20 protein-coding genes are annotated in these 21,601 nt (G+C 70.5%); 18 read left to right on the top strand and 2 right to left on the bottom strand.

Going from position 1 to position 21,601, the window contains the following annotated elements:
• The first annotated feature begins 51 nt into the window (after positions 1-51).
• A complete protein-coding gene (locus BJ969_RS22440) occupies positions 52-2,553 on the top strand; it encodes a DUF4118 domain-containing protein (RefSeq protein WP_184481787.1) in 2,502 nt (833 codons plus the stop codon).
• Positions 2,550-3,230, top strand: coding sequence for a response regulator (locus BJ969_RS22435; RefSeq protein WP_184481785.1), 681 nt, complete (start codon positions 2,550-2,552; stop codon positions 3,228-3,230). The genes BJ969_RS22440 and BJ969_RS22435 overlap by 4 nt, the downstream gene beginning before the upstream one ends.
• Before the next feature lie 156 nt (positions 3,231-3,386).
• Here the strand turns inward: BJ969_RS22435 and BJ969_RS22430 are convergent, their stop codons facing one another.
• Positions 3,387-3,680 carry a hypothetical protein gene (locus BJ969_RS22430; protein ID WP_184481783.1) on the bottom strand — a complete coding sequence of 98 codons (294 nt, stop codon included), beginning with the start codon at positions 3,678-3,680 and terminating at the stop codon, positions 3,387-3,389.
• Positions 3,681-3,823: 143 nt separating this feature from the next.
• Between BJ969_RS22430 and BJ969_RS22425 the strand changes: the two genes are divergently transcribed.
• The 13 genes from BJ969_RS22425 to BJ969_RS22365 all read left to right on the top strand — a co-directional run bounded on the left by BJ969_RS22425 (position 3,824) and on the right by BJ969_RS22365 (position 14,868).
• Positions 3,824-4,684: a helix-turn-helix domain-containing protein gene (locus BJ969_RS22425; protein WP_184481781.1), complete on the top strand. Its 861-nt coding sequence runs from the start codon at positions 3,824-3,826 to the stop codon at positions 4,682-4,684.
• A gap of 12 nt (positions 4,685-4,696) precedes the next feature.
• On the top strand, positions 4,697-4,954 hold the full coding sequence (locus BJ969_RS22420) for a DUF397 domain-containing protein (RefSeq protein ID WP_184481779.1): 258 nt from the start codon (positions 4,697-4,699) through the stop codon (positions 4,952-4,954).
• 158 nt (positions 4,955-5,112) lie between these two features.
• Positions 5,113-5,550 carry an SseB family protein gene (locus BJ969_RS22415; RefSeq protein WP_184481777.1) on the top strand — a complete coding sequence of 146 codons (438 nt, stop codon included), beginning with the start codon at positions 5,113-5,115 and terminating at the stop codon, positions 5,548-5,550.
• Positions 5,543-6,100 carry a hypothetical protein gene (locus tag BJ969_RS22410; RefSeq protein ID WP_184481775.1) on the top strand — a complete coding sequence of 186 codons (558 nt, stop codon included), beginning with the start codon at positions 5,543-5,545 and terminating at the stop codon, positions 6,098-6,100. Before BJ969_RS22415 ends, BJ969_RS22410 begins: the two co-directional genes overlap by 8 nt.
• Complete coding sequence (locus BJ969_RS22405; RefSeq protein ID WP_184481773.1) at positions 6,100-7,485, top strand: putative T7SS-secreted protein; 1,386 nt, start codon at positions 6,100-6,102, stop codon at positions 7,483-7,485. Before BJ969_RS22410 ends, BJ969_RS22405 begins: the two co-directional genes overlap by 1 nt.
• 5 nt (positions 7,486-7,490) lie before the next feature.
• Complete coding sequence (locus tag BJ969_RS22400; RefSeq protein WP_184481771.1) at positions 7,491-8,018, top strand: hypothetical protein; 528 nt, start codon at positions 7,491-7,493, stop codon at positions 8,016-8,018.
• 103 nt (positions 8,019-8,121) lie between these two features.
• Positions 8,122-9,198, top strand: coding sequence for a hypothetical protein (locus tag BJ969_RS22395; RefSeq protein ID WP_184481769.1), 1,077 nt, complete (start codon positions 8,122-8,124; stop codon positions 9,196-9,198).
• A 204-nt stretch (positions 9,199-9,402) separates the two neighbouring features.
• Positions 9,403-9,768, top strand: a complete 366-nt coding sequence (locus tag BJ969_RS22390; RefSeq protein WP_246457051.1) for a hypothetical protein — start codon at positions 9,403-9,405, stop codon at positions 9,766-9,768.
• Between the two features lie 51 nt (positions 9,769-9,819).
• Entirely contained in the window at positions 9,820-10,380 is a 561-nt protein-coding gene (locus BJ969_RS22385; RefSeq protein ID WP_281398682.1) for a DUF3558 domain-containing protein, read from the top strand.
• 19 nt (positions 10,381-10,399) lie between these two features.
• Positions 10,400-11,659, top strand: a complete 1,260-nt coding sequence (locus BJ969_RS22380) for a PPE domain-containing protein (RefSeq protein WP_184481765.1) — start codon at positions 10,400-10,402, stop codon at positions 11,657-11,659.
• Positions 11,660-11,661: 2 nt separating this feature from the next.
• Positions 11,662-12,465 (top strand): ESX secretion-associated protein EspG, encoded by an 804-nt coding sequence (locus BJ969_RS22375; RefSeq protein ID WP_184481763.1) that lies wholly within the window; start codon positions 11,662-11,664, stop codon positions 12,463-12,465.
• Positions 12,466-12,886: 421 nt separating this feature from the next.
• On the top strand, positions 12,887-14,251 hold the full coding sequence (locus BJ969_RS22370; protein ID WP_184481760.1) for a sugar porter family MFS transporter: 1,365 nt from the start codon (positions 12,887-12,889) through the stop codon (positions 14,249-14,251).
• Positions 14,248-14,868 (top strand): nucleoside/nucleotide kinase family protein, encoded by a 621-nt coding sequence (locus BJ969_RS22365; RefSeq protein ID WP_184481758.1) that lies wholly within the window; start codon positions 14,248-14,250, stop codon positions 14,866-14,868. The genes BJ969_RS22370 and BJ969_RS22365 overlap by 4 nt, the downstream gene beginning before the upstream one ends.
• Positions 14,869-15,208: 340 nt before the next feature.
• On the opposite strand, the gene BJ969_RS22360 is transcribed toward BJ969_RS22365, so the two are convergent.
• Positions 15,209-16,114, bottom strand: coding sequence for an NBR1-Ig-like domain-containing protein (locus tag BJ969_RS22360; RefSeq protein WP_184481756.1), 906 nt, complete (start codon positions 16,112-16,114; stop codon positions 15,209-15,211).
• Between the two features lie 164 nt (positions 16,115-16,278).
• On the opposite strand from BJ969_RS22360, the gene BJ969_RS22355 reads away from it, so the two are divergent.
• From BJ969_RS22355 to smc, 3 genes are all read left to right on the top strand, one after another.
• Positions 16,279-16,809 (top strand): hypothetical protein, encoded by a 531-nt coding sequence (locus tag BJ969_RS22355; protein ID WP_184481754.1) that lies wholly within the window; start codon positions 16,279-16,281, stop codon positions 16,807-16,809.
• A 511-nt stretch (positions 16,810-17,320) separates the two neighbouring features.
• Complete coding sequence (locus tag BJ969_RS22350; protein ID WP_343071544.1) at positions 17,321-17,638, top strand: acylphosphatase; 318 nt, start codon at positions 17,321-17,323, stop codon at positions 17,636-17,638.
• Positions 17,639-17,752: 114 nt separating this feature from the next.
• Complete coding sequence (gene smc, locus BJ969_RS22345) at positions 17,753-21,553, top strand: chromosome segregation protein SMC (RefSeq protein WP_184481750.1); 3,801 nt, start codon at positions 17,753-17,755, stop codon at positions 21,551-21,553.
• The last annotated feature ends 48 nt before the right edge of the window (positions 21,554-21,601 follow it).

Below are 21,601 nucleotides of genomic sequence, written 5' to 3'. Positions count from 1 at the left end.
CGGCAGGAGCGGCAGGATCGGTGGTGGCCGTTCACGTCAGGAAGGGATCGGATGAAGCGGGGCGACCTGCGGATCTACCTCGGCGCCGCGCCGGGCGTGGGCAAGACCTACGCGATGCTCGGCGAGGCGCGGCGGCGCGGCGCGCGCGGCACCGACGTGGTCGTCGGCCTGGTGGAGACGCACGGCCGGGAGGAGACGCGGCGGCTGCTCGACGGCCTGGAGCAGGTGCCGCGCCGCACCCTGGTGCACCGCGGCGTGCCGGTGACCGAGCTGGACCTCGACGCGGTCCTCGCGCGGAAACCCCAGGTCGCGGTGGTCGACGAGCTCGCGCACACCAACGTTCCCGGTTCCCGCAACGAGAAGCGCTGGCAGGACGTCGAGGAACTGCTCGAAGCCGGGATCACCGTGCTGTCCACGGTCAACGTGCAGCATTTGGAGAGCCTCAACGACGTCGTCGAGTCGATCACCGGAGTTCGCCAGCAGGAGACGGTCCCCGACGAGGTGGTGCGCCGCGCCGAGCAGATCGAGCTCGCCGACATCACCCCGCAGGCCCTGCGGCGCCGCTTGGCGCACGGCAACGTCTACGCCGCCGACAAGGTGGATGCCGCGCTGGGCAACTACTTCCGCACCGGCAACCTCACGGCGCTGCGCGAGCTGGCGCTGCTGTGGCTGGCCGACCAGGTCGACGTGGCGTTGCGCCGCTACCGCGCGGAACGCCACATCACCGACACGTGGGAGGCCCGGGAGCGGGTCGTCGCGGCGATCACCGGCGGAGCGGAGAGCGAGACGCTGATCCGCCGCGCCCGCCGCATCGCCGCCCGCGCGGGCGCGGAGCTGCAGGTGGTGCACGTGCTGCGCGGCGACGGGCTGGCCGGTGCCTCCCCGGCGAACCTGGCTCGGGCCCGCCGGGTCGCCGACGACGTGGGCGCGAGCTTCCACACGGTGGTGGGCGACGACGTCCCGGAGGCGTTGCTGGAGTTCGCCCGTGGCGTGGACGCGACGCAGCTGGTGGTGGGCACGTCGCGGCGCTCGCGCTGGGCGCGGGTGACCGCCGAGGGCATCGGCTCCACGGTCGTGCAGCACTCCGGGAAGATCGACGTGCACATGGTGACGCACGGCCAGGCCGGTGCGCGCCCGTTCCGCCGCCCCGCGCGCAACCCGCTGTCCCGCGTGCGCCGGGCCTGGGGCTGGGGGCTGGCGGTGGTGCTGCCGACGCTGGTGACGGTGCTCAGCGCGCTGTTGGGGAACTTCGAGCTCTCCACCGACGTGGTCGGCTACTTCCTGGCGACGGTGGTGGTGGCGCTGGTCGGCGGGGTCGCTCCGTCGGTGGCGACGGCGCTGCTGGCGGGCGGGTTGCTGAACTTCTTCCTCACGGAGCCGCGGCATTCGCTGGCGGTGAGCCATCCGGGCACGCTGGTGACGGTGTTCGCGATGATCGGCGCGGGCCTGATGGTGGCGGTGGTGGTGGACCGCGCCGCCCGATTGGCCGAGCGCGCCGCGCGCGCCCGCACGGAGGCCGCGCTGCTCGCCTCGTACGCGCGCACGGTGCTGACACACCCCGATCCGCTGCCGAGGTTGCTGGAGAAGCTGGTGGAGAACTTCGGGCTCTCGTCGGCGGCGTTGCTGGAGCGGGGTGATGACGGCTGGACCATCGCCGCGTCCCTCGGCGCCCGCCCGTGCACTCGACCGGATCAGTCCGATGTGGACATCGAGGTGACCCCGGACGTGCACCTGGCGCTGAGCCGCCCCGACGGCCGGGCGCTGCCCGCGGACGACCGCACGGTCCTGGAGGCGGCGGCCGGGCAGGCGCTGGTCGCGTTGCGCCAGCAGCGCATGGTGGCGGAGACGGCGGAGGCGCAACGCCAAGCCGACGCGAACCGCCTGCGCACGGCGTTGCTCTCCGCGGTGGGGCACGACCTGCGCACGCCGCTGGCGTCGATCAAGGCGTCGGTGAGCAGCCTGCGCATCCCCGGCCTGGAACTGTCCGAACAGGACACGGCGGAGCTGCTGGCGGGCGTGGAGGAATCCACTGATCGGCTGACGGATCTGGTGGACAACCTGCTGGATTCGTCCCGGTTGGCGACGGGCGCGATCGTGCCGCAGCTGCACCCGGTGGGCTACGACCAGGTCGTCGCGGGAGCGCTGGCCGGGTTGGAGGGCCGCGAGCGCGTCGAGGTCGACACCGACGAGTCGCTGCCCGCCGTGCTCGCCGACGTCGGACTGCTGGAGCGGGTCATCGCGAACGTCGTGCAGAACGCGGTGAAGTACGGCGGCGACCGGGTGAGCGTGCGGGCCAGCGAGCACGCCCGGTGGGTGGAGCTGCGCATCGTCGATCACGGCCCCGGCCTGCCCGAGGACGCCGCGGAGGCCGTGTTCGCCCCGTTCGAACGCCTCGACGGCCACGCGGACACGGGCCCGCCCGGTGTCGGCTTGGGGTTGAGCGTGGCGCAGGGTTTCATGCAGGCCATGCACGGCACGATCCGCGCGGAGGACACGCCCGGCGGCGGTCTCACCATGGTGCTGGCGCTGCCGGTGGCGACGGAGGGGCGATGACGAAGGTCCTGGTGGTCGACGACGAGCCGCAGCTGCTGCGCGCCCTGCGCATCAACCTCACCGCCCACGGCTACGAGGTCGTGGTGGCTCCCGACGGGGCGACGGCGCTGCGCGTCGCGGCGGACGCGAAACCGGACGTGGTGGTGCTCGACCTCGGCCTGCCGGACCTGGACGGCGTCGAGGTCATCGCGGGCCTGCGCGGCTGGACGACGCTGCCGATCATCGTGCTGTCCGCGCGCACCGAGTCGACCGACAAGGTGCACGCCCTCGACGCCGGCGCCGACGACTACGTCACGAAACCCTTCGGCATGGACGAACTCCTGGCGCGGCTGCGCGCGGCGGTGCGCCGCTCGCACGTGTCGGCGGCCGAGGACGAACCGGTGGTGCGGACCGAGTCGTTCCAGGTGGACCTGGCGGCGAAGAAGGTGCACCGCGAGGGCGCGGAGGTGCACCTGACGCCGACCGAGTGGGGAATGCTGGAAGTCCTGGTGCGCCACCGGGGCAGGCTCGTCGCGCAGCGGCAGCTGCTGCAGGAGGTGTGGGGCCCGGCCTACGCGGACGAGTTCCACTACCTGCGCGTGTACGTGGCCCAACTGCGCCGCAAACTCGAACCGGACCCGAGCCGCCCCCGGCACCTGATCACGGAAGCGGGGATGGGCTACCGGTTCGAGCTCTGAGCCTCGGGTTCGGCCTTCTGCGCCGCTTTCCCTTGGCTGTTCTGGTCTTGCCCGCGCATGCTGCTCGTTCTTGCTTGTGCCCACCGAGTACAGTCCGCGTCGCGGACCCGTCCCACGTGCGTGGGGTAGCGGGTCCAGCTTTCGCCGAGCGACGCTTCACTTAACGTCCGCAGGACCACCTTCAAGGTTCGAGCTCCGAGTTCCTAGCCGCGCTTTCCTGGCGAGGTCCTGTTCGGCCACGGTGATCGCCTCGTCCAGCGCGTGCCGGAAGACTGCGATCTCGCTGTAGCGCAAGCGGAAGTAGCCCTGGTACTCCGGGCCGAAGACCTCGACGTCGCCGGAGGCGACCCCGACGGTGCAGACGGCCATCTCCTCGTCGTCGTCGCTGCACCGGCACAGCCACTCCCGCTGCGGACTCTCGGAACCGAACCGCGCGATCTTCTCGTCCATCACTGCCTCCTGGGGTTGTGGATCACGCTTTCAAGAATTGCGTGAACGCAAGAAGGCGCGCAATTACGCGATCGAGTGATCGCGGAAGCTGATCATTCCTGCCAGGCTGGGAGCACATTCCCCGCAACGACAGGAGATCGTTGATGCCTCGCCGTCCCGGACCGTCCGCCCGGTCCCGTCGTCTCGCGCAGACCCTGCGCAAGATTCGCGCCGAGAAGGGCGTCAGTGCCGCTGAAGTCGGCAAGGAGCTCGGCATGTCCGGCAGCAAGATCAACCGGATCGAGACCTGCGAGATCGGCATCTACCTGGACGACCTGGAGAAGGTGCTCGACTTCTACCAGGTGACCCAGCAGCGCCGCGTCGAACTCCTCGACATCGCCCGCCACGCGGAGCAGCGCAGCTGGTTGCGCACGCGCAACGCGCACTTCCCGGCGGACTGGCAGACCTGGAGCGACTTCGAGGACGAAGCGACGGGGTTGCGGCATTACGAACCGCTCGGCATCCCCGGCCTGCTGCAAACCTCCGAATACGCCACTTCGATCATTCGGGCTACGGGCGGTTCTCTGCTGAACCGAGAGGTAGACGAGCTGGTGTCCAGCAGGATGGCGCGGCGAGGACTCTTGTCCAAAACGCAACCGCTGGAACTGCACGTCATCCTCGAAGAGTCAGTCCTGACCAGGCCCTTCGGGGAATCTGGGGCTCTGACGCGGCAACTTCGGCACTTGTCGGACGAGGCCACGCGGCCGAACGTGACCGTTCAGGTCTTGCCGGCCGATGTCAGTTTTCATGCAGCCATGGCCGGGGCGTTCATCCTGCTTGAGTACGACGACGAGCCGAGCTTGGTCTGGTTGGAACAGTTGTCCTCCAGTCTGTTCCTTGAAGAAGAAGAGCATCTCGATCTCTACCGCGCGGCGTGGGAGGAGCTATCGACGATTGCGTTTCCACCGGAGAAGACCGTCGAGTACCTGCGTCATCTAGCTGTTCAACGTGAGCAGCATGGGTGACATCCTTCGTGCATGAAGCAGCTTCACGTTGAGCAAGTCCGCTGGCGGAAGTCCAGTCGCAGCGCAACCACTGCCAACTGCGTAGAGGTGGCGTTCAACTGGCGAAAGTCCAGCCGCAGCGCGGACACCGCCAACTGCGTCGAGGTCGCCCCCGGTGGGGGCTTCGTCGGGGTTCGGGACTCCAAGTCGCCGGAGACCGGGGTGCTCGTCGTGCCCGCTCGGCGGTGGGCGGACTTCCTCGCCGCGCTGCGCGGTGCGGGTTCCGTGTGACGTTCTCCGAAGTGGCCACGCGCGTGAATCCGCGCTGTTAGCGTCCTCCGGGCGCTGGAGATCATCTCATGGGGGAGGCGGTCGCCGGCGCCGGGAATGGGCGGTGCGGAAGGGAAGAACGCGGATGAACGTGCTGGTCAGGATGTTGGCGGTGCTGGATGCGTGAGGTGCTGACGCTGTCCGGGGATCTCCTCGGACCTGTTCCTAAGCCTCCCCCGGAGCAGGCGCCGGCGCCTCCGCCGGAACCCGAACCGGTGCTGGTGCTGGCGGCGCGCCGCTGGCAGGCGGCGGAGGAACGCCCGGACCCGACGCTGCTGCTCTCGACCTTGCGCAACGCGACGGTCCACCTGCACGCCGAGGCCACCACGGTGCTGCTCGGCGGTCGCGAATGGCTGCCCGTGTTCTCGACGCGGCAACGGGTCGCCGACTACGCCGGTGCGGCCGGGATGGCGGACGCGGACGGTTCGGTGAACACCGTGTCGCTGCCCGCGAAGCGGCTGTTCGAGCACTACCTGCCACCGAGCGTCGGAGTCGTCGTCGACTCCGGCGAGCAGCACCAGCTGGTGCTGGCGGCGCAGGAGGTGCGCGATGCCTGAGGGGAACTTCGGGATCGACCCGGCCGCGCTGGACGCGGTGATCGCGGGACACGAGCAGACGGTGCAGGCGCTGTCCGACCTGATCCCCGGTGGCGGATACGTCGCTGACGCGGGTTCGGGCGCCGGATTGCAAGCCCTGGCGCTCAGCGCCGGTGACCTCGGTGAGGATTCCGAGGTGCGGGGCGCGCTCGCCATGTTCTGCCTCCAGTGGGAGCACGGCCTGGGCAGCCTGCTGCGCACCGGGCAGGAAATGGCCGACCAGCTCACCGAAGTCGTGCGGGAGTACCGCGGTCAGGACGACGAGGTTTCGGGACTGTTCAAGGAGATCTACATGACCGTCGCCTCACCTGATCAGCAGAAGGTCGCCGGTGCCCGCGACATGAGCTGGAGCGAACTGGGCGAGGCCGCCAGGCCCGATTACGGCGGCTGGGGCGAGGAGCTCGGCGAAGTCGGCGAGTCGTTCGGCCAGGTCGGTGACGACCTGTGGACGGCGGGACAGGCCGGCGCCGAGGTCATGAACCCCGCTCTGCGCGAGTGGAATGATCGTTGATGGCGGCGCAACTGGGCGACACCGACGACCCCACCGAACTCGTGCCCGGCGACGTCGCGGGAACCGGGGACAAGGCCGACACGCTCCGCCGCATCGCCGACGGGCTCGGCGCGGTGCGGCGCATCGACTCCGAACACGCCTGGACCGGCCCGGCCGCCGACGCCTACCGCAAAACGGTGCGCGACGAGCAGCAGCGCTGGGACGTCGCCGCCGCCGCGTTCGGCAAGGCGGCGTCGGCGCTCACCGACCACGGCAACGCGCTGCGCTCCGCGCAGGACAAGGCGGCCCGCGCGATCGAACTGCACCGCCAGGGCGAGCAGGACAGCGCCCGCGCGGAGAAAGCCCATGCGGCGCAGGTGAAAGCGGCCGGTCCCGAAGATCGGGTCGCGCCCTTCCAAGACCCCGGCGCGGCCAAGACGGCCGAAGCGCAGGCGATCCTCGACCAGGCGCGCAGCGAACTCCGCTCGGCGAGCGCCGCCACCCGCACCGCCCTGAAGCAGGCCGCCGAGAGCGCCCCCGACCCGTCCGTGCTGGAACGTCTCGCGGACATGGCCCGCGCGACCGGCGGCACCTACTTCGAGGCGTACAAGAGCTTCACCGGCGGAGCGCTCGGCGCGGTCGGCGAGATGGGCATGGGCGTGCTCGGGATGGCCGCGAAACCCCTGCACCTGATGACGGACCCGGCGGCCACGATCTCCGCCGGATTCTCGGCGGGCGCCGGAATCGTGCACATGGTCACCACGAAGGAGGGCTGGGGCCAGACCATCGGCTCCCTCGACGAGTGGAAGAAGGACCCCGCCGCCGCCCTCGGCAAAGCCGCCACCAACATCGGCACCACCGTCGCCGGCGGCGGCGCGGGCGCGGGCGCGAAAGCGGCCGGACTCGGCGGCAAAGTGGGCAGAGTCGGCAAACTCGCCCCGGAAGCACCCTCGGGCAGCCCGTTCGACGGGGCGCCGCCGGTGGAGAAGCGCAGCCACTTCGACCCGCCCTACGGCTACGACGAGCACGGCCCGCGGTTGAACGAGAACCGCCCGGCCCCCGAACCCGAACCGGAACCGGAACCCGTCGAACGCAACTCCCCGGACGAGGACTACTTCCCCAGGGGCCGTCCCGACTGGATGGACGAAGACGTGCTCGACCCGATGAACCCGGGTGACGGGCCGAGCACCCCCGAGTCGGAACCGCCTCGTGCAGCGGAACCGCCGTCGGCGTCCTGGCGGGCGGCTGCTGAGGAGAACTTGCAGCGTCTCTACAAGGCGAATGAGGAGGCGCGCGATTACCAGACCGAACTGGAGCAGCATCGGCCGCAAGATTTGGCGAAGCACCGAGAGGACATCGTTGAAATACGCAAGCAGATCCGCGATCTGGAAGCAAGATTGAGATGAGAGCTGTGAGCGATCAAAGCGAGCCGATCCAGAACGGGCCGTCGCAGTCGTGCGAGGTTCCCGTGTACGGACCCTCACCGCAGGACCCGAAGCAGTGGGCACTCCAATCGGCCCAGATCACGTGGTTCCCCACCACGGACGGCGAGGTGCTTGTGGACATCGTCCTACCTGTGGGCGACATGGCCAGTGTTGGGCGCGATGTCTTCTCCACCATGCTCGGGATGCGTTCGGACCTGCAGCAGCACGGTTGGAATGTCTTGGTCAACGCTTCCCGTCGCAATGCGTGGGGCTCCACCCGCCGGTACCCGTGCCACATCGACCAAGTCCGCATCTATCCGGCGTTCGGCCGTCCGCCGGAGCCGTATTCGCTGCACGCGCTGGCGTTACCCGACGACCTGGGTGAGATCGGAGGGGGTTCTGTGGACGAGCAGCTGCTCTGGCGCAAGGAGTGGGCCGGGCGAGTGGGGCCGGGCGAATGGAGCTGGACCGAGTACGACCGGGAACGAAGGGCGTTCCAGGCTCGGAAGTCTTGAGTCCCGCAGCCGAGCAACACGGCACGCCTAGATGTCGGATGCCCGGACCCAGTATCGCGCAGGTGGTGGGCAGGCGTGTTCGGAGAGGAACAGAACGAACGTGATGGCACAGCCCGAGCCTGCTCAGCGGCACGTCCGCGAGGTTCAGGTCTACGGACCCGCCCCGACCGATGCTGGGACTTTGGTGTTCCAGAAGGCCCGGTTGACCTGGGTGCGCCTCGGAACCGGCGTGCATGTCGAATTGGAACTCCCGACGAAGACGGTCAGCTCGCCCGGCGCCGACGTGTTCTCTGCGCTGATGGTGTTGCGCGCCGACCTCCACGACGACGGCTGGGGCTGGTCCGTTCTCGTGAACGCTTCCTTGATCACCGCTTGGGGGCCTACCGAGGAGCATCCGTGTGCGGTCGACCAGGTCCGGATATTTCGGGAGTACGGCGAGCCGCCGGACGCGGATCCGGTCGACGCATTGGACGTGACCGCGTCTGCAGAGCTCGACTACGAATACAGCCCGAGGTTGCAGTGGACTTTACGAAAGAACTGGGAAGTCGGTGCGGAGACGGGATCCGGTGACAGGGAAGAGTATTGGCACGTCATCGAGTCGATGCGCCATGGCAAGAGGCGGACGAAAGCTGACCGTGACGCGATCCGGAACGTTGCGGTGAAGCCTGCGGAGGCTGGTGGATACGTACCGGCCTGCGTGCCCACCGAGCAGCAGCGGAACGAAGTACTTCCGCACGCGGAAGAGATCTACGTGCGCGGGCGTGTGCCGAGAGAGAACAAGGAGCGGGTGAGGACTTTGGCGGAGTGGGGCCGCCGTGACAGGGGCGGCGTGCACCTGCGGCGCACCGGCCCGTTCGGCCAGTACAGCGCTGAGGAGGACAACCTGTTCGAGGCGCTTCGAAAGATCCGCCTGGACCTGTTCGCGGATTCCTGGGACGTGCTGGTGAACGCCGGTCTGCGCCAAGCGTGGGGCAGCAACCAAGCCTTTCCGTGCGGGATCGCCCACGTTCGGATCTATACCAACGTGACTCGCCCGCCGATGAAGGAACAAGTCGATGCCTTGGGGACGCCGGAGAACGTCGATGAGGACGACTTTCACGTGATACGCCAAATGACTTGGCATCATAGGTGGGCTGGTCCAAAAGGGTTCGGGGGCAACAGAGCCTCGTGTCAACGTTGACCAACCGCGGCGCGGCGTGAACTTCGGCGGTTCCGCAGCTGCTGACCTCCCTGAGTCGGACCATGGTCGGTCGAGGAGGACCGATCGGGTGGCGGCTGTGCGGTCCGTGTGAAGTTCGCGGAAGTTCGGTCGGGGGTGGAACCGGCGCTGCTACTGTCTGCGTCGCACTGGTGATCAGCAGCCGCGACTTGGGGGTTCCCCGCGATGACCGCACCAGCACCGCCCCCCGCTCCGGGCGGGCCGGGCCAGACCATCACCGTCACGCCGGAGAACGTCCTGGCAGCACGCCGGGTGATCGGGGAGGCGGCCGAGGACGCGAAGTTCAAGCTGCAGAACCTCCGCACGAAACTGATGGTGCAAGCGTCGGCGCGCGACGAGATCAGCACCACTGCCGCAGCCGTCTGGAACCGCAACTTGCTGGTGGGCCCTGAATCGCACTTCGAACGCTTGCATTCATACGTCGAGAGCGTTGAGGAGCTGGCGAACCAGCTGGAAGAAGCCGCGAAGGCGTACGGCTTCACCGACGAGGAGATCGAGGCCTCGTTCAAGTCGAGCGAAGCCCGGTTCTAGGGAGACGTGCAAGTGCTTTCAAGTGTGAGCCGCTGTGCCGCCGTGCTCTCGATGGTCGGGTTGCTCGGTACTGGATGTGCGTTGAACGGTGGCGAGGGATCGGATCAGCCGCCCTCGGGCTCGATGTCACCTGCGCCGCAGCCTGCTCCCCAACGGCCTCGGGAACTGGCGCTCGCCGGTAAGCAGAGCGCGGAGCTCTGCACGTTGCTGTCCCCCGAACAGCAAGCAGCCGTCGGTGTAGGCCGGTCCAGTCCGCTGACCGGGCAGGACGTCGGGTGCGGATGGTTGAGCCTTCCTGGCGCGAATCCTGATGTCGGCGTTCAGGTCCAGGCTTTGCCAATGGATCTCGCGCAAGCCGTCGAACGTTCCGGGGACCCGTTTCCCGAAACGGCAGCGACGTACACCGTGCAAGGTTTTCCGGCAGAGCAAGGTCAGAACGGTGCTGGGCTCGAGGGAATGGGGTGCCGAGTGGACGTCGACGTCGCCGACGGGCAGACCCTCGAGGTGTTCTACACGCCGACCATTGCGGGATCCGTCCCGAACCAGGACATGTGCGCGAAGGCCAAGCAGGCGGCGGAGTTCGCGGTGACCAACCTGCAGGCGCAGGGCTGAACGAGCTGAGGGGGCTGGCGTGGAGGATTTGAATCCGATCCGGAACCTCCGGTTCCAGGGCTTCGACATCCCGGAGCTGCTGGACTGGATCGGCAAGATCAAGGACGGGCGCGGCACGGAGTCGATGGACCAGGCCGCGACCGCGCTGCAGCAGTGCGCGCAGATCGTCACTGAGCTCGACGACACCCTGCGCACCGAGCTCGGCAAGCTGCAGATCGAGTGGACCGGCAACGCCGGGGCCATCGCGCAGGAGGCCACCGCCAAGCAATCCGCGGTGATGCAGCAGTCGCAGGACCCGTTGGCGACCTCGGCGACCAGCGTGGAAGCGCAGGGGCGCGGGTTCGAGTCGGCGAAGAACACGCTGCCGAACCAGAACGAGATGCAGAACAACGAGTCCGAGAACATCTTCGAGAAGGGCGCCGGCGTCTTCGGCTACACCAGCGACTACGACGAAGAGGCCAAGAAGATCGACGGCCGCAAGCAGGTCGCGCAGCAGGCCCTCAACTCGTACCGGGACACCACGGTCACGCAGGCCGAGAGCTTCCAGCCCATGCCGGAGATGCAGCCCGCCGCCGTCACCGCGCAGGCCGCGGCGCCCGGTGGGGGCGCGGGTTCCGGGATCGGCGCGTTCGCCTCGCCCGGCGGCGGTGCGGGTGGCGCTGCCGGATACGCCGGTGGCGTCGGCGGGATCGGTGCCATCGGCGGCGGTACCGGCGGTCGTGCCGGTGGCTCCGGCGGAGGCGGCGACACCCCGGTCAGCGGTGGGCGCAGCGGCAGCAGGCAGGAGCCCGGTCGCGGGACCGGCGGCGACCCGGACACCAACCCGCACGACGACCCGAAGCAGGGCGGCATCGGGCTCGGCGGCGTCCTCGGCATCGGCGCGGGCGGCGCCGCCGTCGCGGGGATCGGCGCGGTCGCCGCGAGCAAGCTGCTCGGCGGCAAGGCCGGCACTCCCGAAGGCAGCGTGCGCGGTGGTTCCGCGGGCGCGGACAAGGGCAAGGCCGGGTCGTTGCGCGGCGGCTCCTCCGGAATCGGCGGCGGTCCGGGCGACACCACGGCCGGGCGCACCGCGAGCGGTTCCGCCACCAGCAAACCCGCTCCCGGCTCCGCGATGGGCCCCGCCGCCACCCGCGGGCAGGGCGGCTCCGGCGAGGACAGCGAGCACGAGAACAAGTACTACGAAGAGGAAACGCCGTTCGACGACAACCGCCTCGTGGCCCCGCCGGTGTTCGGCGCGGACCGCGAGCCCGGTGACGACGACGAACCGAAGAAGGGCTGACGGTGCGTCCAGGAGCAGACGCCGAACCCATCGTGCTCTCGACGGTGGAGTTCGACGTGGCGTGCGAATCGGAAGGGCTCACCGAGCGCAGGCACATCGTGCTCACCGTGCCCAGTCCGGGCGCCACGCACACCGAGCGCGCCGACATCGTCGCGCAGGCGTGGTCGCAGCTGCGGGCGCGGCAACTCGCCGAACCCGGCAAGGACCGGCTCGACGAGGACTTCGCCGACCTGCTGGTGCTGCTGGACCGGCCGCAGCTCGCCGTCGACCTGCGGATCTGGGCGCCGGACCGCTCCATCCGGGCGCTCGCATCCGCCAACGGCAACGCCGGGCTCGTGACCATCGTGGACGGTGACATCGTCGAACTCGCGCCGGTGCGGGGCGGTTCGCTGCCCGAAGCCGTCGTCTCCGTCGCGGGCGACGGACCGGCGGGCGGCGGGCGGCCGGTGAGCGTGCCGCACGACGTGCTGATGGACGCCGGCGCGCGCGCCGGGCAGGACATGCGCGCGTTCGCCGACGAACTCCGCGGACTCGGCGTGGAACCCGACGACGCCGAGATGCTGTCCCGGATGGCCGAAGGCATGGGCATGCGCGGGCAGTTCGGCGTCGAGCACACCCCGACCCGCTCGGCGAAACCGCTGCGCTCCGACCGCGTCGTCGGCTTCCACGACACCCCGGACGGGCGCTACCTGCACTCCGTGCGCGCCAGCGGCGACGGCAGGCAGTGGAGCACCGTCGCCCCCTGCGACAACCGCCGCCTCGTCGACTACGTGCGGGAACTCGTCGACGATACCGTCGATGACTGATCTCTTTGCTTTGGTGGTCGGGTGGCGGAACCTCAGTGTCTTCCTCGCTGCGGGATCTTTTTCCCAAGTGGCTCCGCCACGAGGGAAAAAGCCGTCCTCGCGAGGAAGCCACTGAGAACCCGCGGGTTGTCACCTTTGTGACGTGGGCTATGTGCTTCGCACATACAGGCACGGCCTTCGGCCGCAATGCAGGCTTTGCTTCGCAGCCCAAGGCACGGCTTCGCCGCGAAGGCGCGGGTTTCGGCCACCGGGCGGGTTTGCTCGCCGTGGCTTTGGTGATCAGTCGGGCGTTTCGGGCGGGCAATCGGTTGCTGTGCATCGATTCCGTGGCAATGCTGGTCACGGCGTCGGCAGTCCTCTAGCGTCTCGTCGGCCGAACGCCGTCGCGCACGCGGGAAACGTCGAGGAGGACCCCCAGCCCATGAGTTCCGCACCACCCACCCCGGGGCGAGGACGCGGCGCCGTCCTCGGCGCCTCCACCATCGCCGCGCTCGGCGGGCTGCTGTTCGGCTACGACACCGGAGTCATCTCCGCCGCGCTGCTCTACATCGCGCCCGCCTTCGGGCTCGACGACGGGATGCAGCAGGTCGTGGTGGCCTCGCTGCTGCTCGGCGCCATCGCCGGTGCCGTCGGCGGCGGACGGGTCGTGGACGGGCTCGGGCGCAAGCGGACCCTGCTGCTGGTGTCGGTGGTGTTCACCGTCGGCGCGCTGCTCTCGGCACTGGCGATGAACGTGGCCGTGCTGATCGTGGCGCGCGTCGTGCTCGGCGTCGCCATCGGGGCGAGCTCGCTGGTCGTGCCGACCTACATCGCCGAGATCGCGCCGCCCGCGCTGCGCGGCCGGCTGGTGTCCATGAACCAGCTCATGATCACCATCGGGATCTTCGTGTCCTACCTGGTCGGCTACGCCTTCGCCGAGAGCGGGGGCTGGCGGTGGATGCTGGGGCTCGCCGCCGTGCCGTCGCTGCTGATGCTCGCCGGGCTGTTCGGCCTCAGCGAGAGCCCCCGGTGGCTGCTCTCGCGCGGTCGCACCGAACAGGCCCGCGCCGCGCTGCTGCGCACCCGCACCCCGGACGAGGCCGAAGCGGAACTCGTCGAGATCAGCGAGGCGATGCGCGAGGAGAACGCGTTCTCCTACCGCGACCTGTTCCGGCCCCGGCTGCGCCCGGCCGTGCTGCTCGGCGTCGCCGTCGCCGCCACCAACCAGCTCGTCGGCGTCAACGCCGTCATCTACTACGCGCCCACCATCCTCAAGCAGGCCGGGCTCGGCGACTCAGCGGCGATCCTGTCCTCGGTGGGCATCGGCGCCACGAACATGGTGTTCACCGCGATCGCCCTGCTGCTCATCGACCGGGTCGGCAGGCGACCGCTGCTCATCGGCGGCACCAGCGTCGTCATCGTCGTGCTGTTCGGGCTCGGCGCGCTGTACCTGCTGCCCAGCGTGCAGGGGCTCGGGACGCTGCTCACGGTGGGGCTGATGCTCTACGAGGCGGCGTTCGCGGCGAGCCTCGGCCTCGCCATCTGGCTGATCAACAGCGAGGTGTTCCCGACGGCGGTGCGCGGCAAGGCATCCAGCGTCGGCACCGTCACGCACTGGGGCTTGGACTTCGCCATCTCCATCTCGGTGCTCACCCTGATCAACGCGTTCACCGCGACCGGGCTGTTCTGGATCTACGGCGTGCTCGGGATCATCGGCCTCAGCTATCTGTACCGGAAGCTGCCGGAGACCAAGGGCCGCAGCCTGGAGGACATCGAAACGTCCCTGCGCGGGGGGAAGAACGCGTGAGCATCGACGAACTCGTCCGCCGCGCCCGCGCCCTCGCCGAGGGCGGAACGCGGCGCATCCTCGGCATCACCGGAGCCCCCGGAGCGGGCAAGGGCACCGTCGCCGACGCGCTGCTCGCCGAACTGGGCTCGGCCGCCGTGCTGGTGCCGATGGACGGATTCCACCTCGCCGAAGCCGAATTGCGGCGGCTCGGCCGCCGGGACCGGAAAGGGGCGCCGGACACCTTCGACGCCGCCGGATACGTGGCGCTGCTGCGGCGAATCCGGGAGCAGGACTCGGAGACGGTGTACGCGCCCGAATTCCACCGCGAAGTCGAAGAATCCTATTCCGGCTCCATCGCGATCGATCCGGCGACACCGCTGGTGATCACCGAAGGCAATTATCTGCTGCTCGACGTGCCGCCGTGGAACCAGGTCCGGGAATTACTCGACGAATCGTGGTTCCTCGCACCCGACGACGACGAACGCCTCTCCCGGCTCATCGCGCGCCACGAGCGGTACGGCCGATCGAGGGACGAGGCGCGGCGGTGGGTGCTGCGCAGCGACGAGCGCAACGCGGAGGTCGTCGCACCCACCCGCGCGCACGCCGACCTGCTGGTGCGCGGCGACCCGGCTTGAGGGCTGTTTTGACTCCTGGTCAATTCGTTGACCTGCGTGGACATTGAAATCGGCGGGACCGGCCAATGATCGCTTGGCGGGCCGGGCGAGTCCTGGAAACGTAGTCGTCACGGCAGCGGCGGCGGTTCACTGGGGGACCGCTCATCGGGTGCCGGAGCGATCGCCGCACTGGGGGTCAGGTCCGCCTGGCATGTCTGCGGCGATCACTCGAACCGCAGGAAAAAGGGGAAGTCCACGCGCCGATCTGGGGGGTCGGCGTGGAGATCAACCCCTGGGGAAGAGGTGGCGGGTGCCTTCGTTCGCGACGGGTGGACGAAGGCGCCCCCTCCGAACGGTGCGCTCAGTTCTCCGCCGGAGTCACCGTGATGTCGAAGAAAACGGGCCGCAACGCCTGATCCGGGAAGAACAGATCACCGTTCTCGTCCACCATCTTCCACGGGAGCTTGCATTGTCCGGTCTTGTCGCCCGCCAGCACCGGAACGGTGATCCAGACCCGTTCTCCCGGCGGAGTGTCGCGAATCCACACGCGTTCCGGCGCGGTGCACTCGGCGTCGCCGATCCGCTCACCGGTCTGCTCCAGGTAGCGGCCGGTCCACGGGACGCGGCCCACGTTCATCATCTCCCAGGACTTCACGAAGCTCGTTCCCGCGGCGATCGGGGTGCCGTCCTCGATCGTCTCGCGCACCATCAGCGACGCGTCGCTGGGAATCGGCCGCTCCGGGCCGGACAGCAGGTACGCGCTCAACGCGACCGCCACCAGCACGACCGCGAGCCCCGTGCCCGCCAAGATCCAGCCGCGGCGGCGCGCGCCTGCCGATCCGGAGTCCGGATCGGGCTCCTCGTCCGGTCGCACCGGGGGAACCGTCGCCTCGGGTTGTGCCGGGGTCTCCTCCGGGACGGGTGGCTGCTCGGCCGCCGCGCGGGCGTGCTCCCACCGCCGCAGCCACTCCCGGCGGACCGTCTCGGAGTCCTGGGCGAGGACTCCGACCGCCAGGCTCCGCACGAACTCCCAGGACGTCTCCCACGACGGCAGGTCCTGGCCGCGCGCCGCCGAGGACAGCGCCGACTTCGAGGCGGCGGCGCCGAAGTCGCCGCGCATCCGGTCGTAGGACGGATCGCCCGCGGACTCCTTGAGCTCGCACAGCCGATAGGCGAACGCGGCGACCGGGCCGTCGGCCGGGTCGGGCCGCGACTGCTTGCGGCCCCGCTTGCCACCGGCCGCGGGGCTCACCTCTGATTCGCTCATCGCTGATGCCTCAAGGTCAGGTCGTGCGTGCGCACCGCCGGACTCGGCGGGCGGCGGAACTGGCTCCTCGGGTACGGCGTGCTCGGGGACATGAGACTTGTATTTAGCACGGCGCCGCGGGTCACTTCCGCAGCCGGACGCGGGAATGCACCATTTGATCACCGGTGTCGGGCGATCGGTGCATCGCCGCGGTCCGAACGGGTGCGGACCGCGGCGATCAGCGCGTTCCGGACGAACCCGGCGGCGCGGTCGGCTCGGACGCCTCCGAGGAGGGTGCCGACGTCGGCGGCGCGGTGGTGGACTCCGCGCTGGAGCGCTGCGGCGGCGCCGACTCGTCCGTGCGCGAGGCGGACGGCGAACCGGAACCGCCCGACGTCGTCTCCGTCGGAGGCGGGGACGTCGTGTCCGGCGGAGTGGTGGGCGGCGGGCTCGTGGTCGGCGGGCTCGTCGGCGGCTGCGTCGTCGGCGGGGGCGGCGGAGGAGGCGGCGGCGGGGCCGGAGTCCCGGTGTCCGGCGGCCCGGTCGGCCGCGGCGGTGCCGGCGCCGACGAATCGTCGCCCGGCGGCGGGAGCACGACGGAATCGCTGGTCTCGTCCGGTTCGGTCGAGGTGATGTCCACCGGTGAGGTCGTGCCCGGCGGCGGGGGCGGCGGCAGCAGCTGCGGCGGTCCGACCGGCCGCGGCACCCCCGGGTAGCCCGTCGTCGTCATCAGCGTGGTCGCGCTCGGCGCGACCGCGGGGTACTCCTCGGCCGAGTCGTGGCGCTGCTGGTCACCGACGATGACCGCCGCCGACGCGGCGAATCCCGTCGCCACGACCACCCCGGTGGTCGCCCACAGGGCCAAGCGGCGCGGCCGTCCGGGCGAATCCCCGGACTCCGCAGCAGGTTCAGGTGCTAAAGGGTCCATCGTGTCCCACTCGTTCAGTCCCGACGGAACGGGCCGGCGAACCTGTTCCGCTGATACCGGCGGCGTCCGTTTCGGACCGAAGTCGACGTTCCGGACGTAGCGCGTGGATCTCGCGACACGGTAGCCGCTCTGGCAAGGCCCGTTCGGCCCGGGTGCCGCGCTCCACCGCGGTGATCCACTGCGTGCGCTGGTGATTCCCGGGGAAAGCCTCCGGTTCAGACACCTTCGAGTGATGTGCGGTCGCGGAGCGTGCGGGGTGCGCCGCGAACGCGGTCCCGCGGGCGGGCATCATGCGAGGTGTGAGCGACACCGACGACACCGGCCCGGCCGACTCCGCGAACACCGAGCAGGCCCGCTTGACCGCCTGGGTGCACGGGCACGTGCAGGGCGTCGGGTTCCGCTGGTGGACCCGAGCGCGCGCCTTGGAGCTCGGCCTGGTCGGCAGCGCCACGAACCTGCCCGCCCGCCGCGTCGAGGTCGTCGCCGAGGGCCCGCGCGCCGCCTGCGAACGGCTCCTCGCCGCGCTGCGCTCCACCGACACCCCCGGCCAGGTCGATCACGTCGCCGAGCAGTGGTCGGCCCCCAAGGGCGACCGCACGGGATTCGTCGAACGCTGAACGGGCTCGCGGGAACGGTCCCGGCGCGGTTCTGCGAGGTGGTGAACATCGCGGCGGGTACGCTCTGCCGAACGCCGCACGCAGGCAGCACTCGCGGAAAGGTCGATCGCAGCCGTGCACTTGAAGAGCCTGACGCTCAAAGGGTTCAAATCCTTCGCCTCGGCCACCACGCTGCGCTTCGAACCCGGCATCACCTGCGTGGTCGGGCCCAACGGCTCCGGCAAGTCCAACGTGCTCGACGCGCTGCGCTGGGTGATGGGCGAGCAGGGGGCCAAGGACCTGCGCGGCGGCAAGATGGAGGACGTCATCTTCGCCGGCACCTCCGGCCGCGCCCCGCTGGGCCGCGCCGAGGTCACGCTCACCATCGACAACGCCGACGGCGCGCTGCCCATCGAGTACACCGAAGTCTCGATCACCCGCCGGATGTACCGCGACGGCGCCAGCGAGTACGAGATCAACGGCAACGGCTGCCGCCTGATGGACGTGCAGGAACTGCTGTCGGACTCCGGCATCGGCCGCGAGATGCACGTCATCGTCGGCCAGGGCCAGCTCGCGTCGATCCTGCAGGCCAAGCCCGACGAGCACCGCAGGCTCGTCGAAGAGGCCGCGGGCGTGCTCAAGCACCGCAAGCGCAAGGAAAAGGCGCTGCGCAAGCTCGACGCGATGCAGGCCAACCTGACGCGGTTGACCGACCTCACCGGCGAGCTGCGCCGCCAGCTCAAACCGCTCGGCAAGCAGGCCGAGATCGCGCGCAAGGCGCAGACCGTGCAGGCCGACCTGCGGGACGCGCGGCTGCGGCTGATCGCCGACGACCTGCTGTCCTCCCGCGCCGAACTGGCCCGCGACCAGGCCGACCAGGAAGAGGCCAAGACCAAGCGCGCCGAGGTCGAACGCGGCCTGCAGTTCGCCCAGTCCGAGGAGAAGGGGCTGGAGGAGAAGGTCGCCGCCGACGCGCCGCGCCTCAACCGCGCGCAGGACACCTGGTACCGCCTGTCCGCGCTGGAAGAGCGGCTGCACGGCACGCTGCGGCTCGCCGCCGAACGGCACAAGCACCTCACCGCGCAGAACACCGAGCAGCGCAGCGGGCGCGACCCCGACCAGCTCGACGCCGAAGCGGAAGAGGCCGCCGAGCAGGAGATCGAGCTGCGCGAAGAGGTCGAGCGCGCCCGCGAGACCCTCGGCGACGTGGTGCGGCGGCGTTCCGAGCTGGAATCGCAGCTCAAGGAGGCCGAACGCGAGCACATGGCCGCGGTCCGCGCCATCGCCGACCGGCGCGAGGGCGTCGCGCGGCTGTCCGGCCAGGTCGAGTCGATGCGCAGCAAGGCGGGCGCCACCTCCGACGAGCTGGAACGGCTGTCGACGTCGCTGGCCGAATCGCAGGAGCGCGCCGAGGTCGCCGAATCCGCGTTCGCCGACGCCGAAGCCGAAAGCGGCGGGCAGGAATCCGACGACGCCGGGCTGCACGACCGCCAGGCCAACGCAGCCGCGGCCAGGGACGCCGCCCGCTCCCGCGTCGAGGAACTGGTCAAGGCCGAGCGGACCGCGGAACGCGAGATCGCGTCCTGGCAGGCTCGCGTCGAAGCGCTGTCGATGGGCCTCAACCGCAAGGACGGCGCCGGTGCGCTGCTGGCCGCGGGCGACAAGGTGCCGGGCCTGCTCGGATCGGTCGCCGCGCTGCTGACCGTGGACGCCGGGGCGGAGGCCGCGCTGGCCGCCGCGCTCGGTGCCGTCGCCGACGCGGTGGCGGTCACCGGAGTCGACGACGCGGTCAGCGCGCTCGAACTGCTCAAGACCGACGCGGCGGGCAAAGCCGGGGTGCTGGTCGGCGGCACCGCGCAAGCCGACCGGTCGAGCTGGCCGACGCTGCCGGACGGGGCGCGCTGGGCGGCCGACCTGGTGCGCGCACCGGACGGGCTGCGCGCCGCGGTGACCACGGCGCTGGACCGGATGGCGGTCGTCGACGACCTCCCCGCCGCCCGCGCGGTCGTGCGCGCGCACCCCGAGGTGCGGGCCGTGACGCGCGACGGCGACGTGCTCGGCGGGCACTGGGCGACCGGTGGCTCCGACGACGGCCAGAGCGTCATCGAGGTGCAGGCCGCGGTCGCCGAAGCCGAGCAGGAGCACGCCGCCGCCGGACGCCGCCTGGAGCAGCACTCCGCCGCGCTCGAAGGCGCCCGCGCCGAGGAACAGGCCCGCCGCGACGAGGTACGCGTCGTGCAGGAGCAGATCAACGAGGCCAAGGTCGCCGCGGCCCGCAGCTCCGAACGCGTCTCCAGCCTGCGTAAAGCAGCCCAGTCGGCGACCGCCGAGGTGGAGCGGGTGCGCCAGCAGCGCGCGAAGGTCGAGCAGTCCCGCGAGCAGGCGCTGTCCTCGCTGGCGGAACTGGAGGAGCGGCTGGCCGCCGTCAAGAACGAGCAGGAGGAGCAGGCCGAACCGGACACCGAGCTGCGCGACCGGCTCGGCGGCGAACTCGGCACGCTGCGCCAGGAGGAGATGGACGCCCGCCTCGGCCAGCGCACCGCCGAGGAACGCGCCCGAGCGGTGCAGGGCCGCGCCGACCAGCTGCGCCGCGCCGCCCGCCAGGAGCGCGAGGCCCGCGCCCGCGCGGAAGCGGCCCGCCAGGCCAGGGAACGCGGCGCCCGCGTCGCGAAGGCCGTGATCGACGGCGCCGAGACCGCCCTGGAGCGGATCGCCGCCTCGCTGCGCGCGGCCACCGAGGAGCGCGACACCGCGCAGGCGCTGCAGAGCGAGCACGAGCAGGCGCTCGGCGCGGTGCGCGCGCGGGTGCGGGAACTCAGCGGCGAGCTGGAGAAGCTCACCGACGCGGTGCACCGGGACGAAGTGGTGCGCGCCGAGCAGCGGCTGCGCATCGAACAGCTCGAATCGAAGATCATCGAAGATTTCGGGATCGGCCTCGACGACCTCGCCGAGGAGTACGGCCCGACGGTGCCCGTGCCGCCGAGCCCCGCCGAAGTCGCCGAGTACGAGGCGGCGAAGGAACGCGGCGAGGAAGTCACCATGCCGCCCTCGGTGCCCTACGACCGCGGCACCCAGGAACGCCGCGCCAAGCGCGCCGAGAAGGACCTGTCGCTGCTGGGGAAGGTCAACCCGCTGGCGCTGGAGGAGTACGCGGCGCTGGAGGAGCGCTACCGGTTCCTGTCCACGCAGCTGGAGGACATCAAGTCCACCCGCCGCGACCTGCTGGACGTCGTGAAGGAGGTCGACGAGAAGATCCTGGAGGTCTTCCAGTCCGCTTTCCACGACGTGGCCGCCGAATTCGAGAAGGTCTTCTCGGTGCTGTTCCCCGGCGGTGACGGCCGCCTGGTGCTCACCGACCCGGACGACATGCTCACCACCGGCATCGAAGTGGAGGCGCGTCCGCCGGGCAAGAAGGTCAAGCGCCTGTCGCTGCTGTCCGGCGGGGAGAAGTCGCTGACCGCCGTCGCCATGCTGGTGTCGATCTTCCGGGCGCGGCCGTCGCCGTTCTACGTGCTCGACGAGGTGGAGGCCGCGCTCGACGACACCAACCTGCGGCGGCTGATCATCCTGCTCGACCAGCTGCGCAGCACCTCGCAGCTGCTGATCATCACGCACCAGAAGCCGACGATGGAGATCGCCGACGCGCTCTACGGCGTGAGCATGCGCGGCGACGGCATCACCACGGTCATCTCGCAGCGGCTGCGCGGGTCGAAGGGCAAGGCCTCCGGGGAAGGCCCCGCGCCGGAAGCGGTCGCCGACGGCGAGGTTCCGGTGGACGCGGCGGCGACGTCGGCCCAGGAGGAACCGGTTCCCGGCGCCGCGGTCGCGGCCGACGCTCCGGTCGGGGACGGCGCTCCGGTCGAGGGCGACGCTCGGGTCGGGGACGGCGCTCCGGCCGGGGACGGCGACGCGCCGGACGGTCCGGCCACCGGCTGATCGGCGGCCCGCGCACGCGGATCTCGCAGCGGGCGTTCAGGTTCCTCG

Origin of the sequence: Saccharopolyspora gloriosae (assembly GCF_014203325.1) — a bacterium.
Classification (GTDB): domain Bacteria; phylum Actinomycetota; class Actinomycetes; order Mycobacteriales; family Pseudonocardiaceae; genus Saccharopolyspora_C; species Saccharopolyspora_C gloriosae.
Note: the sequence above shows the minus strand (reverse complement) of the source record. Positions and strands in the feature narration are given on the sequence as shown.

Excerpts from the sequence above, each read along its gene's own strand:
- BJ969_RS22405 (WP_184481773.1), top strand. The coding sequence starts at position 6,100 with ATGGCGGCGCAACTGGGCGACACCGACGACCCCACCGAACTCGTGCCC.
- BJ969_RS22420 (WP_184481779.1), top strand. The coding sequence starts at position 4,697 with ATGAAGCAGCTTCACGTTGAGCAAGTCCGCTGGCGGAAGTCCAGTCGC.
- BJ969_RS22385 (WP_281398682.1), top strand. The coding sequence starts at position 9,820 with ATGGTCGGGTTGCTCGGTACTGGATGTGCGTTGAACGGTGGCGAGGGA.
- BJ969_RS22430 (WP_184481783.1), bottom strand. The coding sequence starts at position 3,680 with ATGGACGAGAAGATCGCGCGGTTCGGTTCCGAGAGTCCGCAGCGGGAG.
- BJ969_RS22410 (WP_184481775.1), top strand. The coding sequence starts at position 5,543 with ATGCCTGAGGGGAACTTCGGGATCGACCCGGCCGCGCTGGACGCGGTG.
- BJ969_RS22435 (WP_184481785.1), top strand. The coding sequence starts at position 2,550 with ATGACGAAGGTCCTGGTGGTCGACGACGAGCCGCAGCTGCTGCGCGCC.
- BJ969_RS22395 (WP_184481769.1), top strand. The coding sequence starts at position 8,122 with ATGGCACAGCCCGAGCCTGCTCAGCGGCACGTCCGCGAGGTTCAGGTC.
- BJ969_RS22390 (WP_246457051.1), top strand. The coding sequence starts at position 9,403 with ATGACCGCACCAGCACCGCCCCCCGCTCCGGGCGGGCCGGGCCAGACC.
- BJ969_RS22440 (WP_184481787.1), top strand. The coding sequence starts at position 52 with ATGAAGCGGGGCGACCTGCGGATCTACCTCGGCGCCGCGCCGGGCGTG.
- BJ969_RS22370 (WP_184481760.1), top strand. The coding sequence starts at position 12,887 with ATGAGTTCCGCACCACCCACCCCGGGGCGAGGACGCGGCGCCGTCCTC.
- BJ969_RS22425 (WP_184481781.1), top strand. The coding sequence starts at position 3,824 with ATGCCTCGCCGTCCCGGACCGTCCGCCCGGTCCCGTCGTCTCGCGCAG.
- BJ969_RS22360 (WP_184481756.1), bottom strand. The coding sequence starts at position 16,114 with ATGAGCGAATCAGAGGTGAGCCCCGCGGCCGGTGGCAAGCGGGGCCGC.
- BJ969_RS22415 (WP_184481777.1), top strand. The coding sequence starts at position 5,113 with ATGCGTGAGGTGCTGACGCTGTCCGGGGATCTCCTCGGACCTGTTCCT.